This window comes from Sorangium sp. So ce296 (genome assembly GCF_051529605.1).
In the GTDB taxonomy this organism is placed as follows: domain Bacteria; phylum Myxococcota_A; class Polyangia; order Polyangiales; family Polyangiaceae; genus Sorangium; species Sorangium cellulosum_D.
In genome coordinates this window covers 8565784-8580982 of record NZ_CP150325.1, presented here as the reverse complement: position 1 = coordinate 8580982, position 15199 = coordinate 8565784, and the positions used below count along the sequence as shown (strand labels likewise).

Genomic DNA, 15199 nt, shown 5'->3' with positions numbered 1-15199 from the left:
GGCGTCAGCCCGTGCGCTCTTCGGCGCGGCCGTGATGCGCGCTCGACGAGGCTTGCCCGCCGGGCGGCGCGCTCGGGACCTGCCCACGGGCCTCCCGAGGGGGCTCGCGCGGCAGCTCCACGATGAACGTGGCGCCCGCGCCGGGCTCGCTGTCGATCCGGATGCTCCCGCCGAGCGCGTCGACGATGCGCCGCGCGATCCAGAGCCCGAGGCCGAGCCCCCCGAAATGGCGCTCCGACACGCCGCGCTCGAACCGCCCGAAGAGGCGCGCCTGCGTCGCGCGGGCGATGCCGGCGCCGCGGTCGCGCACGACGAGCCGGGCCCGGCCGTCGTCGCCCTCGACCCGGACATCGATGGGCTTGCCCTCACCGAACTTGACGGCGTTCGACAGCAGCTTGTCCGCCACCTGAACGAGGCACACGCGATCCCAGAGGCCCACGACCCCGGGCTCCGCGTCGAGGGACAGCGCCGAGCCTGCGTGCTCGAGCGCCGCCGCGTGCCTCGCGGCGACGTCGCGGACCAAGAGCGACAGATCCACCGGCTCCATCCGCATCTCCGGCTCGCCCGCGGCGAGGCGCGCGACGTCGAGGAGATCGTTCGCGAGCCGCTCGAGGCGTCCGATCTGGCGCCCGGCGCGCTCCAGCTTCCTGGCCGCGCGATCGGACCCCTCGGCCCTCATCCGGCCGGCGCGCGCGTCCCGGAGCAAGGTCTGGACTTCCACCTGGAGCGGCGTGAGCGGCGTCCTCAGCTCGTGCGCGGCGAGCGTGAGGAACGTGTCGCGCGCCCGCACCCCCTCTTCGGCCTGCGCGAGCAGGCGCGTCCGCTCCTCCAGCAGGCGCGTCCGCTCCTCCAGCAGGCGCTCGAGGTCGCCGTAAAGGAACGCGTTCTCCAGCGCGACGGCGGCCTGGGCCGACAGGATCGCCACCACCTCCACGCGCTCGGCCGTGAACGCGCCCGTCACGAGGTCGTTCTCGAGGTACAGCACGCCGCGCAGCGCGCTCCCCGAGAGGACCGGCGCGCACAGCACGGAGCGGGACTGCCGCGACGCGACGTAGGGGTCGTCGCGGGTCGCCGGAGACGTGCGCGCGTCCTCGAGGACCACCGGCGCCCGGGTCCGGGCCACCGTGCGCACGACGGGCAGGCACGCGCGATCGCCGGCGAGCTCGACGGGCGCGCCCGCCGCGCGGACGGCCCCGCGGGACGGGTCGCCGGCCGCCTCCAGGACGAGCGCCCCCTCCCGCTCGACGAAGAGCGCCCCCCGCTGCGCGCCGGCGTTCTCCATGGCGACGGCGAGGAAGCGCGTCGGGAGCTCGTGGAGCGCCAGGCTGCTCGCGATCGCGCGCGAGGCCTTGAAGAGCGACGCCGCGTCGAGCAGGACGGCCGGCGCCTGCGACGTCGTGATCAGCGCGCCCATGGGGGTGTGCATCGGCAGGAGCGTCGCGTGCTGCTGCTCGAGCTGCGCGACCTTGGCCACGGCGCCCCACCGCGCGTAGAGCCGCCGCGCTCGCTCCAGGTAGGCGCGCGCCAGGAAGTCCCTGCCAGCGGCCAGCCAGAAGCGCCCGGCGAGCTCGCACGCGAACGCGGCGTCCTGCACGAACCCGTGCGCCTCCGCCCCGGTGACGGCCTCGTCGTAGAGCCTGGCCGTCGCCCAGGGGTGCTCGCCCTGGATCCCGGACCGCACGGCCTCGATGAGCGCGACGAGGTGCCCGAAGTTCATCGGGGCGTGCCGCGCCGCCTGCCGCAGCCCGGCGAGGATGCCGTCGGCGCGCGCGACGAGCGCGCCGCGCCGCTCCCCCGCCTCTTCCGCGGCGACCATCAGGCAGGCCAGCGCCTCCGGGACCTGCATCCGGGTGAACAGGACGAGCCCGGGCACGGCCGCGAGGTGCGGCTCGATCCACGCGATCTCCTCGAGGACGCCGCGGAAATCGCCGAAGAGGCTGAGCAGGAAGGTGCGATGGAAGGCGATGTAGAACAGGGAGAACGAGTCGCCGGCGGCCTCCAGGCCGGGGCGCGCCGCCTCCGCGTCGAACGCCTCGCCCTTCAGGACCGTCGGCTGCCCGCCCGCCCCCAGGAGGTTCAGCGTGGCCTGCTGGAGGGCCCTCAGGTACCGCGCGGTGCGCTCCTGGTGGAGCGGCGCGAAGGAGCGGCGCAGCTCCTCGATCTCCAGAAGGAGCCCGCGGAGCGGCGCGCCGCTGATGTAGCCGTGGATGCAGTACCCCATGCCGCAGTGGCTCGCCCACTCGAAATCGCCGTGCGAGAGCCCCTCCTGGTGGCCGAGGCGCAGCGGCGCGAGCGTGTCGCGGAAGTGCGCCGTACGCGGGTGGATCATGCACTCGAAGAGGTTGACGATCATGGCCGAGAGCTCGCGAGCTCGCAGCCGCGCCATCACCTCCATCGCGAGCCGGCCGAAGCGCGCGCCCCCCTCGGCGTCGCCCTCCAGGACGACGAGGAGGTTGCCGAAAAAGACATACGACTGCGGGGACGACGGCGCATTGCCGTGCTCGATGGAGAGCCGCACGCCCTCGGTGACGAGGAGCGGGTAATGCGCCGGCGCCACCTGAAAGGCCAGGCCCACGACCTGGCGGATGAGCTGCATGGCGGCGAGGGCGCATGGATCGCGCATGGGTGGCAGCTTCGCGAGCTCCTCCACGCCTTCGCCCGCGAGCCGCTCGCGGATGGCGGAGATGGCGCGCAGCACGTCCTCGACCGCGGGCTTCTCGGGGAATGCGAGCCCGAGCCGCCCGAGCGCGCGGAGGCCCAGGCGCAGGGCTTCCCTGCTCCGGTCCTGCGCTTGCGCGCTGCGGATGCGGAGCCCGTCGACCTCGACCTCCTCGAGGACCGAGGCCGCGTGGGAGGAGAGCGCGGAGACGAGCCGCTCGACGCCGCCGAAATCTCCGATGAGGCAGGCCGCGAGCGCCGTCGCCCGGTACAGCGAGACGGCGAGCTCGCGCGCCCGCGCGAAGCCCTCCTCGCCCAGCACCCGGACGCCCGCGCCGAGCAGGCTCGCGGCCACCTCGAACGACGCCGCGCCGAGGGCCCGCTGGCCGCCGCGCAGGAACAGCCTGGCCACCTCGAGCCGCTCCCCCTCGTCCGCGAGCAGCGCCTGGCCGGCCTTGAGCTGGTCCAGGATCACGAACAGGCGCTCGTCCAGGCGCTCGGCCGGCGTCATGGCGATGAGCCGCCGTCCGAGCTCGAGGTGCACGGCAGGTCGCTCCCGCTCCTCGATGAGCGCGTAGGCCGCCTCCCGGATCCGATCGTGCGCGAACGCGAACGTCGCGCCCGAGGGGTGGCCGGCGGGCGCCCGGAGGCGGAGCGGGATCAGCATCCCGGCCTCCACCGGCTCCCGCAGGTCCGAGAGCGTGTCCTCCGCGGAGGCGCGGCAGACGGCCGCGAGCGTGGCCGCGTCGAACGTATCGCCGAGGCACGCGCCCACGCGCAGCGCGCTCCTCGCGGCCGGCGAGAGCTCGCCGAGCCGCGCGCGGAGCAGCTCGGCGGCGCTCTCCGCCATCGGCGCGGCCTCGACGCGGGCATCGTCCCACGTAAAGGAGGCGGCGGCCGGGTCGAACGTGATGACGCCGTCGCGGAGCAGCCGCTCCAGGAGCTGGCCGATGACGAACGGGTTGCCCCCCGTCTTCCGCGCCACGATCGACGCGAGGGTCCCCACGCGCGAGACCGGGACCCGCAGCGCGTCGGCGACGAGCGCCGCGACGGCGCGCTCGCGGAGCGGCGAGGGCGCGATCGAGGTGACCCTCGCGGCGCCGAGGCGCATGCGATCCATCGCCGCGGGCAGGGGGTGCCCCGCGGCGAGGTCGTTGTCGCGGTACGCGAGGATCGCACAACAGAAGCGCAGCTCCGGATCGGCGGCGAGCTCGCAGAGCAGGTCGAGCGTCGCGGCGTCCGCCCACTGGAGGTCGTCGAGGAACAGGACCAGCGGACGGCCGTCCCGACACAGCGCGCGCACGAAGTTGCGGAGCACCATCGTCGCGCGGTTGCGCGCCTCCACGGGATCGAGCTCCCGCAGCGGCGGCTGCGGCCCGATCAGCAGCGTCAGCTCGGGCACGAGCGCCGTGACCAGGGCGCCGTTCTCGCCCAGCGCGGACAGGAGCTCCTGCCGCCACGCCGCGACCGCGTCCGGCTCGGCCCCGAGCAGGTGCCGTACGACGCCCTGCAGCGCCTTGGCGAGGACGTCGAACGGCGTCGCGCGCTGGGACCTGTCGCACTTGCCCGCGCCGAACATCCCGCGCTTGCCCGTGATGGGGCAGAGCAGCTCGTGGGCCAGCGCCGACTTGCCGATGCCCGGGGGTCCGCCGACGAGGATGACCTCCGCGCGCCCCTCGGCGGTGGCGCGCTCCAGGGCGAGCGCGACGGCCTCGATCTCGTCGTCGCGACCGTACAGCCGGCGGGGGATCGCCAGCCGATCGGGGATGTCGCGCCGGCCGAGCGGGAAGGGCTCGATCCGGCGCGCGCTGCGCCGCGAGTCGACGCACCGGCGGAGGTCCGCCTCGACGCCCCACCCCGTCTGGTAGCGGTCCTGCGGCTCCTTGGCCATCAGGCGGAGCACGAGGTCGGACACGACCTCGGGGATCGCGGGGTCGACCTCGCGGGGCGCGACGGGGGCGCACGCCAGGTGGCAATACACGAGCTCGAGCGGGTCGCTCCGCTCGAAGGGCCGGCTGCCCGTGAGCATCTCGTAGAGCGTCACGCCGAGCGCGTAGAGGTCGGCGCGGGCGTCGAGCGGCCGGTTCATGCGCCCCGTCTGCTCGGGCGCCATGTACGCGAGCGTCCCCTCGATCTCGGACGGCTGCGCGAGCTCGGCTTGCTCCAGCGGCAGCTCGCTCGCGACGCCGAAATCGATCAGCTGAACGGCGCCCGTGCGCTCGTTCCACACGACGTTCGACGGATTGACATCCTTGTGGATGACGTGTCGGCGGTGCACCTCGGTCAGCTCGCCCGCGACTGCAGCGCCGATCGCGAGCGCCTCGTCGATCGCGAGCCGCCGCCGAGCGCAGACGCTGGCGACGGAGACGCCGCCGATGTCCGGCATCTCCAGGCACCGCTTGCCGTCGAAGGCGAGGAGCTGAAAGGCGCGCCCCAGGCGGCGGAGCACCGCGGCCTCGTGGTCGGGGCCCTCGCTCTCATCGCTGTAGATCTTGAGGATCACGGAGCGGGCGGCGCGCCCGTCCGTCGGCGCGACCGCACGGAGCACGTGGCCCGACCTCGTGCGGGCGACCGCCTCGATCTGCCCGTAGCCGGCGGACTCCAAGGCTTTGACGATCTGAGCTGCGACGTCCATGGCCCACATCCAGGTCGCCCGTCTCGCGCGCGGAGCGCCCTTGTGAGCGGCTGGCGCTCGGCGCGCGAGGGACCTGCGAAGAGGATAGCGACATCGTGGCACCGCGCTGGGCGCCCGCGGCAGGGGCTAGCCGTCCCGTCCGCCGCGCGGCGCAGCGGCGCGCCGCAGCCGATCGAGCGCGATCAGCGGCCGCTCCCGCTTCTCGTGGAGCTCGCCGATGCACGCGCCGCTGCCGCGCTCGAGCGCGCGGCAGCAGTCGGGCCGCACCTCGTAGATCGAGCACAGAAAGCGGCCGCGCTCCGCGTCCAGCGTGAGCGCGGCGCAGCGGCCGTCCTCGACGTGCATGTAGCAGCGGTTGCCGATGAACCGCGTGAGCGCCCGCGCGCGATCGTCCATGCGGTCGTAGTCGCAGCCGAAGACCCGGACGTACTCGGGCAGGGTCGAGAAGCAGCAGGTGCCGCACGCGGTGCACTCGGGCACGCCCGCCTCGCCGCGGCCGCCCGCGCCCGCCGCCTCGCGCGTCAGAGCCGGACCTCCACGTGCGTCCCGCGCTTCAGCTCGTCGAGCCACTTCTGCTTGGCCTTCTGCAGGATCTCTGCCTGCAGCCGCTGGAGGATCTCCGGCCGGGCGGCGTCGAGCGTCGTGAAGCGCGACGGCTGGCGGCTGAGGAGCTTCATCACCACGAACGCGTCGCCCGCGCGCATCGGCCCGACCACGCCGCCCGGCTCGGCCGCCATCAGCGCCGCCTCGAGCTCCGGGGCCATCACCTCGCGCTGGCCGCTCGCCGCGGCCTGCGTCCCCTGCGGCGCGCGGACCCCGAGGTCGCCGCCCTCGTCGCGGGTCGCGGTGTCGTCCGAGAACTGCCGCGCGAGCGCCGCGAAGTCCTCGCCCCGCCGCGCGCGGTCGGCGAGCGCCGCCGCGAGCGCGCGCCGCTCCTCGAGCGCTTCGGCGCTCGAGCCGGGCAGGATGCGCAGGACGATCCAGGCCGGGTGGTACTCGCGCCGCCGGCGCTCCTCGCGCACCATCCGGTCGTAAGCGGACAGCACGTCCTGCTCGGTGATGCGCACCCGGCCCTTCACCCGGAGCTGCAGCATCTTCCCCTCGAGGATCTGCCGGCGGATCTCGTCGCGGTACTCCTGCTCGGTGAGCCCGGAGCTCGCCCGTGCCATCCGGAACAGCTCCTCGACCGTCGTCTGCTCCGCGGCGGCGATGTTCCGGAAGGCGTTCTCGATCTCGTCGGAGGTGACGCGGATATTGGCCTTCTCGGCGGCCTGGCCCTCGAGCTCCTCTTCCACCATCTTCTGGACGAGCTCGCGAAAGACCTGCGACTCGGCCGCCGCCTGCTGCGGGCCCGGCGGGACCCGGGCCTGGATCTGCAGGAGGAAGGGGCGGGCCCGCTGCCGCAGATCCGAGAGCAGGATGGCGCGATCGCCGACGACCGCGACGATCCGCTCGCTCACGACCGCGTGGGCGAGCGGCGAGGCGAGGGCGGCGGCGGTGATGAGCCCGGCGAGGGCGAGGCGGAGCGGGGCGCGCATCGCGCGGCTCTACCATTTGACCCCGGCCGGTTCCACGCGTTTCCGGCCCGGCGCGGCCCGACATGACGCGCCGCGCCTCGCTCCGGAGCGCGCCGCGAGCGCGCCGCGCCGCCGCTGTCCAGCCTGTTGCCGCAGCGATCCCGGCGCGGTAAGCGGCCGCCATGACGACCTTTGCCGAGGCCCACGCGAGGACAGCCGATCTCCATCTCGCGGGCAGGCACGCTGGTCGTACCGGACAACCCCATCGCCCCCTTCATCGAGGGCGCGTGGCCCCGCTCGGTCCCGCAGGCCTTGATAGCGATGCGGGGGTGTGAGTAGTGAAGTTGTCCAGCACCAGGTGAATCCGACTCGCCCGCGGGTAGGCACGGGCGATCCGACAATCCCGGCCCTTCAACCCTCGAGGAACAAGTGGAAACGCAAAATTCTACCATCATCTACACGAAGACAGACGAGGCGCCGGCCTTGGCCACGTATTCGCTCCTCCCGATCGTCGAGGCGTTCACGAAGGCCGCCGGGGTCCGGGTCGAGACGCGCGACATCTCCCTGGCGGGCCGCATCCTCGCCAACTTCCCGGAGCGCCTGACGGACAAGCAGAAGCTCGGCGACCACCTGGCAGAGCTCGGCGAGCTGGCCAAGACGCCAAACGCCAACATCATCAAACTGCCCAACATCAGCGCCTCCATCCCGCAGCTCGTGGCCGCCATCAAGGAGCTGCAGCAGCAGGGCTACGCCGTGCCGGACTATCCCTCCGAGCCGAAGACGGAGGAGGAGAAGGCGATCAAGGCACGTTACGCCAAGGTGCTCGGCAGCGCCGTGAACCCCGTCCTGCGCGAGGGCAACAGCGATCGCCGCGCCTCGCCCGCCGTCAAGGACTACGCCAAGAAGCACCCGCACTCGATGGGCGCGTGGAGCCGCGACTCGAAGAGCCACGTCGCGCACATGTCGGGCGGCGACTTCTACGGCAGCGAGAGGTCGGTCGTGGTGGACAAGGCGCAGGAGCTGAAGATCGAGCTCGTCGCCGGCGGCAAGACGACCGTGCTCAAGCCGAGCGTCAAGGTGCAGGCGGGCGAGGTCGTCGACGCCAGCGTGATGAGCGCCAAGGCCCTGCGCGCGTTCTACGCCGATCAGGTGGAGGACGCGAAGAAGCAGGGTGTGCTGTTCTCCCTGCATCTCAAGGCCACGATGATGAAGGTCAGCGACCCGATCCTCTTCGGGCACGCCGTCAGCGTGTTTTATGCCGAGGCGCTCGACAAGCACGCGGCCACGCTGGCCAAGGTCGGCTTCGACCCGAACAACGGCATCGGCGACCTGTACAACAAGATCCAGGGCTTGCCGGCGGACGAGAAGGCGAAGATCGAGGCGGACATCAAGGCCGTCTACGAGCGACGCCCGACGCTGGCCATGGTCGACTCCGACCGCGGCATCACCAACCTGCACGTGCCCTCGGACGTGATCATCGACGCCTCGATGCCGGCGGCCATCCGCTCCAGCGGCAAGATGTACGGCACGGACGGCAAGCTCTACGACGCCAAGTTCACGATCCCCGATCGCTCCTACGCCGGCATCTATCAGGCCACGATCGATTTCCACAAGCAGCACGGGGCGTTCGACCCGCGCACGATGGGCAGCTCGCCGAACGTGGGGCTCATGGCGCAGGCCGCGGAGGAGTACGGCTCACACGACAAGACCTTCAAGATCCCCGAGAGCGGCACGGTGCGCGTCGTCGACGCCTCCGGCAACGCCCTGCTGGAGCAGAAGGTCGAAGCTGGCGACATCTTCCGCGCTTGCCAGACGAAGGACATCGCGATCAAGGATTGGGTGAAGCTGGCCGTCGCCCGCGCGCGCGCCACGGGCGCCCCGGCGGTGTTCTGGCTCGACGAGAACCGCGCCCACGACAAGAACCTCATCGCCAAGGTCAAGGCCTACCTGCCCGAGCACGACACCAATGGCCTGGAGCTCCCGATCCTGAGCCCGGTGGAGGCGATGAAGTTCACGCTCGGCCGCATGAAGGACGGCAAGGACACCATCAGCGTCACCGGCAACGTGCTGCGCGACTACCTGACGGACCTGTTCCCCATCCTGGAGCTGGGCACCAGCGCCAAGATGCTCTCCATCGTGCCGCTCCTGGCCGGCGGCGGCCTCTACGAGACCGGCGCCGGCGGCTCGGCGCCGAAGCACGTCCAGCAGCTGCAGAAAGAGAACTACCTGCGCTGGGACTCGCTCGGTGAGTTCCTGGCGCTGCAGGTCTCGATCGAGGACCTCGCGAGCAAGACCAACAACGCCAAGGCCAAGGTGCTCGCCAAGGCGCTGGACACGGCGATCGGCCTGTTCCTCGAGAACAACAAGAGCCCGGCGCGCAAGGTCGGCGAGATCGACAACCGCGGCAGCCACTTCTACCTCGCGCTCTACTGGGCGCAGTCCCTCGCCAAGCAGACCGAGGACAAGGAGCTGGCGGCCAAGTTCGGCAAGCTCGCCACGACCCTGACGGACAACGAGTCCAAGATCAACGACGAGCTGCTCGGCGCGCAGGGTAAACCCGTCGATCTCGGCGGCTACTACCACTTCGACGATCAGAAGACGTTCGCCGCGATGCGGCCCAGCGCCACGCTGAACGCGGCCATCGACGGCTTCTCCTGAGCCGCGCGGGCCCCCGCCGAGCGCGCGTGTACACAGGCGACGCGCTCGGCGGCCACGGCCGCCGAGCCTCGACATCAGGGCTGCTGGGATGTCGCCCCCAGGGCTGCTGGGGCGCCGCCCCCAGGGCTGCTGGGGCCGCCTCCAGGGAGCCGGTGCTCCACCGTCTGCCGGAGAGCGCGCGCTCAGCCAGCGCCGGCAGCGCCGGGGTACACCGTCCGCCGGGACGCGCGCTCGCGGACGGCCTCGCGCGCGAGCGCGTCGGCGCGCTCGTTGAGCAGCACGCCCGCGTGCCCTGGAACGTAGACAAGGCGCGCGCGCGGCCGCGCCGCGAGCGCGTCGCGCAGCGAGGCGATGAGCTCGGCGTTCGCCTTGGCCTTCCACCCCTTCTGGAGCACGCCGATCGAGTACTGGCTGTCGGTGTGGATGACGATGGGCCGCTCCGGCTGGTCCACCTCCTCGAGCGACCGGAGGATCGCGGTCAGCTCCGCGATGTTGTTGGTCGCGGTACCGAGGTACTCGCTGCGCTCGATCCGCCGGCCGCCGTCGATGATCACCACGCCGAGGCCCGCGGGCCCAGGGTTCCCCGAGCACGCGCCGTCGGCGTAGACGATGACGGCCCCCTCCGGGACAGGCGCCGCGGCGGTCGCCCCTCGCGCCGGCGCCTTGCGCTGCCCGCGCGCCGCCCCGGCCGGCGCCGGAGCGCCTGCGCCCCCTGCCCCGTCGGGCTGCTCGCCGGCGCGCGCCTTCACGACCGCCTCGGCCGGACCGCAGGTGTCGTCGGGCAGCACCTTCGGGTCGACGATGGTCAGGTTGTCCAGGCGGGCCTTGTACCTGCGGCCGTCGTTCGGCTTGTAGCGGATCTCGACGCCGCCCCCTTCCTCCGCGGTCAGGGCGCCGGCGGCATCGGCGCGGGCGTAGACGGTTTGACCTCGAAGCGATGCGCGAACCCAGGGCACGCGCGCACCCTGGCATGAATCGCGGGCCGGCGGTACGGGAGACCCGGCCAGCCGAGCGCGGACGATCGGACCGGACGGGCGCGGCCGGGCGCGGCCGGGCGCGGCCGGGCAACTAACGGCCGCAGCGCGGTGCGAGCCACGCGGGCGCGCCGCGCGAGCAGCAGCTTCGTGCGGACGGTCCACGCGTCGATCGGCCGGAATAGTTAATAAGTCTAACTAAATTTACTGAGCGGGTCCTCGATGCGCTCGCCGCGGCATGGTCACCGCTCGATGCAGAGGGCGATGGACCACGAGTTCAGCGTGCCGGAGTCGGACCCGGCGTCGTCCCCGACCCGGAGCGTCCACGTGCCGCTCGCCGGGCGGGACAGGAACGCCGTGAACGAGGCCTCCGGGCGGAAGCACCCGCGGAACGGCGCCACGCCCGCCGTGACCGGGGTCCTGCACCCCATGTCGAAGAGGGTCCCGCGGTAGTCGTCGCCGGAGCCCCCGTTGTCGCTCGAGACATCGACCCTCGTCCCCGCCGGAGAGGCGAGCGAGATGTCGACGTCCGCGTCGAACGAGTGCGCGATATCGACCTCGAGCGTCACGCGCCGCACCGCGCCGCTCGCGCCGACCGCAAGGACGCTGGCGGCGACCGCGCGATCCGTGACCGTCTTGGGCACGTCCGTGGACGACTCCACCCACAGCACCTGCCCCGGCGAGCAGCCGCCCACGCCGCCATCGCAGCCGGTCGCGCAGTCCGGGTCGTCGCAATCCGTCTCGCCGTCGAGGTCGTTGTCCTCCGCGTCCCCGCAGTTGCGCTCGCTCGAGTAGGTACACACGCTCGGCGTGCCCCGGCACGTGTACCTCGCCTCCACGACGCAGCTCGCGCTGCATCCGTCGCCGCTCGCCGTGTTGGCGTCGTCGCAGCCCTCGACGCCGGCCCGCACGAACCCGTCGCCGCACCGCGCGACGCGGCACGTGATGGGGCAGCCGTCGGTGCTGTCGGTGTCGCCGTCGTCGCACTCCTCGCCGGACCGGATCGCGCCGTCGCCGCACCCTTCGCGGAGGCACCCGGGGCTGCACCCGTCGCCGGCGTTCCGGTTGCCGTCGTCGCACGCCTCGACGCCGGTGCGCACGAACCCGTCGCCGCACGCGGCCGCCGCGCAGCCGGTCGGGCAGGCGTCGGTGTCGCTGGCGTTGGCGTCGTCGCACGCCTCGACGCCGGCCTGCACGAACCCGTCGCCGCACGAGGCCGCCTCGCACGTCGTGAGGCACGCGTCGGTGTTGCTCGCGTTGCCGTCGTCGCACGCCTCGCCGGCGGCGTTGACGACCCCGTCGCCGCACGCGGGCGGCGCGCACGTCCCCGCCGCGCTGCAGACGTGGCTCAGGCAATCGCGCCCGATCGCGCAGCGCATGCCGGCGGCGCACCCGACGCACGCCGGCCCGCCGCAGTCGATGTCCGTCTCCGCGCCGTTCCGCGCGACGTCGGTGCACGACGGGAGGCACGTCGTCCCCGAGCACCTGCCGCCGAGGCAATCGCCGTCCGCCGCGCACGCCTTGCCGGTGGCGCACGGCGGGCACGCCGACCCGCCGCAGTCGACGTCGGTCTCCGCCCCATTCGTCGCGCCGTCGGTGCACGAGGACGCCCTGCAGCTCCCGTCCCTGCAGATCCCGCTCCGGCAGTCCGCGTCGGCGAGGCACGCCGCCGCGTCCGGGCACGGCACGCACGCGGAGCCCCCGCAGTCGACGTCGGTCTCCGCCCCGTTCGTCGCGCCGTCGCCGCAATCGGGCGCCACGCACCTGTTCCCGACGCAGACGTTGCTCAGGCAATCGCCCGGGGCGAGGCACTCGACGCAGGCGCCGTTTCCGTCGCAATAGCGCCCTCCGGACGGATCGGCCCCGCCGCACACCGTGGTGGCCGGGGCCGGCGGGTTCTCCGGCGCGCCGGCGACGCAGACGTCGGCCGAGCACGGGTCTCCATCGGAGAAGACGTCCTGCTCGTCCTCGATCTCGATCACGGCGCCCTGCCCGTCGCAGACGCTCTTTTTGCAGTCGCCCGGCACCTGTTCGGCCACGGGCTTTCCCCGCGGCGCCGGGTCGAGGCCGCACCGGCCGCCCTCGCAGGTGCGCCGCCGACACGCGCCGTCGACCCCGGGGCAATCCGCCGCCACGCTGCACGGCGCCCCGCCCGCTCCGCTTTCGCCGCCCGCTCCGCTTTCGCCGCCCTCGCCGCTTCCGCCGGCCCCGCCGCCCTCGCCGCTCCCGCCGCCGGCCCCCGAGCCCGACGGATCGCGGGGCTGATCGCAGCCGGCGGCCGTGATGGCAGCGGCGATGACGAGCGGCGGCAGGACCCTCGTGAACGGAGCGCTTCTGAAGAGGTCCGCTGGCACTGGCACCTCGATCTCCTCCGCGGCTCGCGGGAACGGCGATGTCCCTTCAAGGCCCGATCCGAGCCTGACGGACTCGCGCGGTCGATCTTCAGCGCACTAGACTGATATGGAATCGAGAGGACGCCAGCGGCCAGACGGCTCAGGAGAGGCCTTATCCAGGGACGTCGCCCCGGACGTCGCATCGGGGGTCCGCGCGGCGCTCCGCTCCCGTCGCGATCCGCGCGGGCGCCAGGCGGCGCCCGCCTAGGGAAATCGCTAGTACTCGACGTCCTGCTTGAAGACGAGCTCCGAAGAGGGCGATTCGGGATTGGCGTTCTGCTCGAGGCTGATGACGAGCTCGAACCGGGTGAGCGGCACGCTCACGTCCTTGAGCTTGCCGGTGCGGGCATCGGCGTCGAAGTTGAGCGCGCCGACCCGCTGCCAGGGGGAGTCGCTGTCCGGGCGCGCCCAGACGACGTAGGCGGAGCCGCTCGAATCGAGGCGCTCGGGCGGCGGGAGGTTCTTCGCGCTGATGTCGAGGCGGGTCATGGCCGCGTCGAAATTGACGTCGGCCACGATCACGGCGTCGGCGCCCGGCGCTTTCCCTATGCCCTGCGGCGTGTAGCGCAGCGGGCCGCCGCAGCCCGCCATCATCGCGCACGCAAACGCCACGACAGCGAGCCGCAGCACCTTGGAAACATATCCTCTCATCTCGGTCGCTCCTCCTTCGTCGCTCTTTTGCGGGCGAAGACGCCTCGCGAGCCGCCGGCACCGGCCGGCGGCCGAGACCGCGGCGGCATCATAGCCGCTTTCGACGGCGCCGACGGCGCTCGCCGATGCATCTCGGCGGCCGGACGCGCTGGACGAGCCGGCGGACCCGCTGCGCGGAGCCCCTGGCTCCGCCGCCGCGCCCCCCCTGGCTCCGCTCCGCCGCGCGCGCTTCGTCCGCGGCCCCGCCGCCGCGCGCGCTTCGTCCGCGGCCCCGCCGCTGCGCGCGCCCCGCGGACCCCGCGCCCTCCGCCGGGCCCACGGCGACCGCGGGGCCCGCCCGCCGGGCGGGCGGCGCTCGGCCGCGAGCACGACGCCGGCGGCCGATCCCCGGGATCGGCGAGCGGCGCGGCGCGGACGGATCGCATGGCGAAGCGCCGGCTATCGACTAAAGTCTCGAATTCGAGATGGATTTGGCACACACGCGGCTCGGAGCGCGGGGCGATCGCTGGTCGACCTCGAGGGGGGTCCTGGACGTCCGCACGCCCGCGTCCGACGTCGTGACGCGGCGTTTCGAGGGGTACGCGACGCTCGATCTCATCGAGCCGGCGGTCAGGCACCTGGAGACCCTGATCGACTCGGGCCTGCACCCGATCGTGTTCGACGATTTCGAGCTCGGCGCCGGCTACGACAGCGACGTCCGGGCCAAGCTCACGGCGTGGCACCTGCGGAACCCCGGCAAGCTGAAGGAGGTCCACGTCCTCGTGAAGCCGGGGCTCGTCGCCATGGGCGTCACGGTGGCCAACCTCGCCACGGGCGGCCGCTTCAACGTCTACACCGACCGCTCGGCGTTCGAGTGGGCGCTCGCGGGCGTGCTGACCGCGAGGATCACGACGGGGCCCGCCTCGTCGGCGCGCGCGCCGTCCCTGCGCTGACGAGCGCCCCCGGCGTGACGAGCGCCCCCGGCGGCGCGCGAACGACCCGCGCGCCGCCGACCCGCGCTCACGGGTGCTGCGCGACCCCGTTCGCCGGGACATTCCGCGGGCCGAGCGTGATCTCGCTCATCCGGCTCGCGTGCTTTCCCTCGATGCCCTCGTAGTACCGGCGAATCGCCGCGATATCGGCGTCGATGTCGCCCGTCGGGTAGAAGACGTGGAGGATCCCGCCGCGCTTCCTGGGGAAATCGAGGTATCCGAGGATGATCGGCACGCCGGCGCCGAGCGCCACGTAATAGAAGCCCGTCTTCCAGCGCTTCGTGCGCGAGCGCGTCCCCTCGGGCGCGATGATCAGCTTGAGCTCGTCGTGCTGCTTCAGCACGTCGACCACGGCCGCGACGAGGTTGTTGCGGTCGCGGCGGTCGACGGGGATGCCGCCGAGCCACCGGAAGAAAGGGCCGAACGGCGGCTCGAAGAGCGTGTGCTTGCCGAGCCAGGAGAACTCGAGGTCGAGCACGTAGCTCACCGCGAGCGTGAACGGGAAATCCCAGTTCGAGGTGTGGGGCCAGGCGATCAGCACCGCCTTCGGCGGCAGATCCGTCACGCCCTCGACGCGCCAGCCGAACACGGACAGCCATGTGTGGCCGATGAACCGGCGAATGGCGCGGCGGGTGGCTGAAAGACGCGGTGCAGCGGCGCTCGGCATGGACGACCTCGACGGTAAGCAGCCGGAGATTCGTCGCGAGCCGGGTGGAAGTCACGTCACGCTTCCGTCATCCCG

Annotated in this window: 9 protein-coding genes; 2 read left to right on the top strand and 7 right to left on the bottom strand. The window is 72.9% G+C overall.

The window, feature by feature from the left end; genetic code table 11:
* Nucleotides 1–4: 4 nt before the first annotated feature.
* From WME98_RS31650 to WME98_RS31640, 3 genes are all read right to left on the bottom strand, one after another.
* The gene (locus WME98_RS31650) at nt 5–5293 is read right to left on the bottom strand and encodes an AAA family ATPase (protein WP_437945436.1); all 5289 of its coding nucleotides are present in this window, start codon (nt 5291–5293) and stop codon (nt 5–7) included.
* A 126-nt stretch (nt 5294–5419) separates the two neighbouring features.
* Nucleotides 5420–5773 (bottom strand): YkgJ family cysteine cluster protein, encoded by a 354-nt coding sequence (locus WME98_RS31645; RefSeq protein WP_061623436.1) that lies wholly within the window; start codon nt 5771–5773, stop codon nt 5420–5422.
* Between the two features lie 41 nt (nt 5774–5814).
* Nucleotides 5815–6831 (bottom strand): peptidylprolyl isomerase, encoded by a 1017-nt coding sequence (locus WME98_RS31640; RefSeq protein ID WP_437945435.1) that lies wholly within the window; start codon nt 6829–6831, stop codon nt 5815–5817.
* A 408-nt stretch (nt 6832–7239) separates the two neighbouring features.
* On the opposite strand from WME98_RS31640, the gene WME98_RS31635 reads away from it, so the two are divergent.
* Nucleotides 7240–9468 (top strand): NADP-dependent isocitrate dehydrogenase, encoded by a 2229-nt coding sequence (locus WME98_RS31635; protein ID WP_437945434.1) that lies wholly within the window; start codon nt 7240–7242, stop codon nt 9466–9468.
* Between the two features lie 182 nt (nt 9469–9650).
* Here WME98_RS31635 and WME98_RS31630 read toward each other — a convergent pair whose 3' ends face one another.
* The 3 genes from WME98_RS31630 to WME98_RS31620 form a co-directional block, all read right to left on the bottom strand.
* Nucleotides 9651–10424, bottom strand: coding sequence for a ribonuclease HI (locus tag WME98_RS31630; RefSeq protein ID WP_437945433.1), 774 nt, complete (start codon nt 10422–10424; stop codon nt 9651–9653).
* A 260-nt stretch (nt 10425–10684) separates the two neighbouring features.
* The gene (locus WME98_RS31625; protein ID WP_437945432.1) at nt 10685–12802 is read right to left on the bottom strand and encodes a DUF4215 domain-containing protein; all 2118 of its coding nucleotides are present in this window, start codon (nt 12800–12802) and stop codon (nt 10685–10687) included.
* A 249-nt stretch (nt 12803–13051) separates the two neighbouring features.
* On the bottom strand, nt 13052–13486 hold the full coding sequence (locus tag WME98_RS31620) for a hypothetical protein (RefSeq protein ID WP_437945431.1): 435 nt from the start codon (nt 13484–13486) through the stop codon (nt 13052–13054).
* Nucleotides 13487–13950: 464 nt separating this feature from the next.
* Here WME98_RS31620 and WME98_RS31615 point away from each other — a divergent pair, with 464 nt between their 5' ends.
* Nucleotides 13951–14418, top strand: a complete 468-nt coding sequence (locus tag WME98_RS31615) for a hypothetical protein (RefSeq protein ID WP_437945430.1) — start codon at nt 13951–13953, stop codon at nt 14416–14418.
* Between the two features lie 67 nt (nt 14419–14485).
* Here WME98_RS31615 and WME98_RS31610 read toward each other — a convergent pair whose 3' ends face one another.
* A complete protein-coding gene (locus tag WME98_RS31610; protein ID WP_437945429.1) occupies nt 14486–15046 on the bottom strand; it encodes a lysophospholipid acyltransferase family protein in 561 nt (186 codons plus the stop codon).
* Nucleotides 15047–15199: the final 153 nt, after the last annotated feature.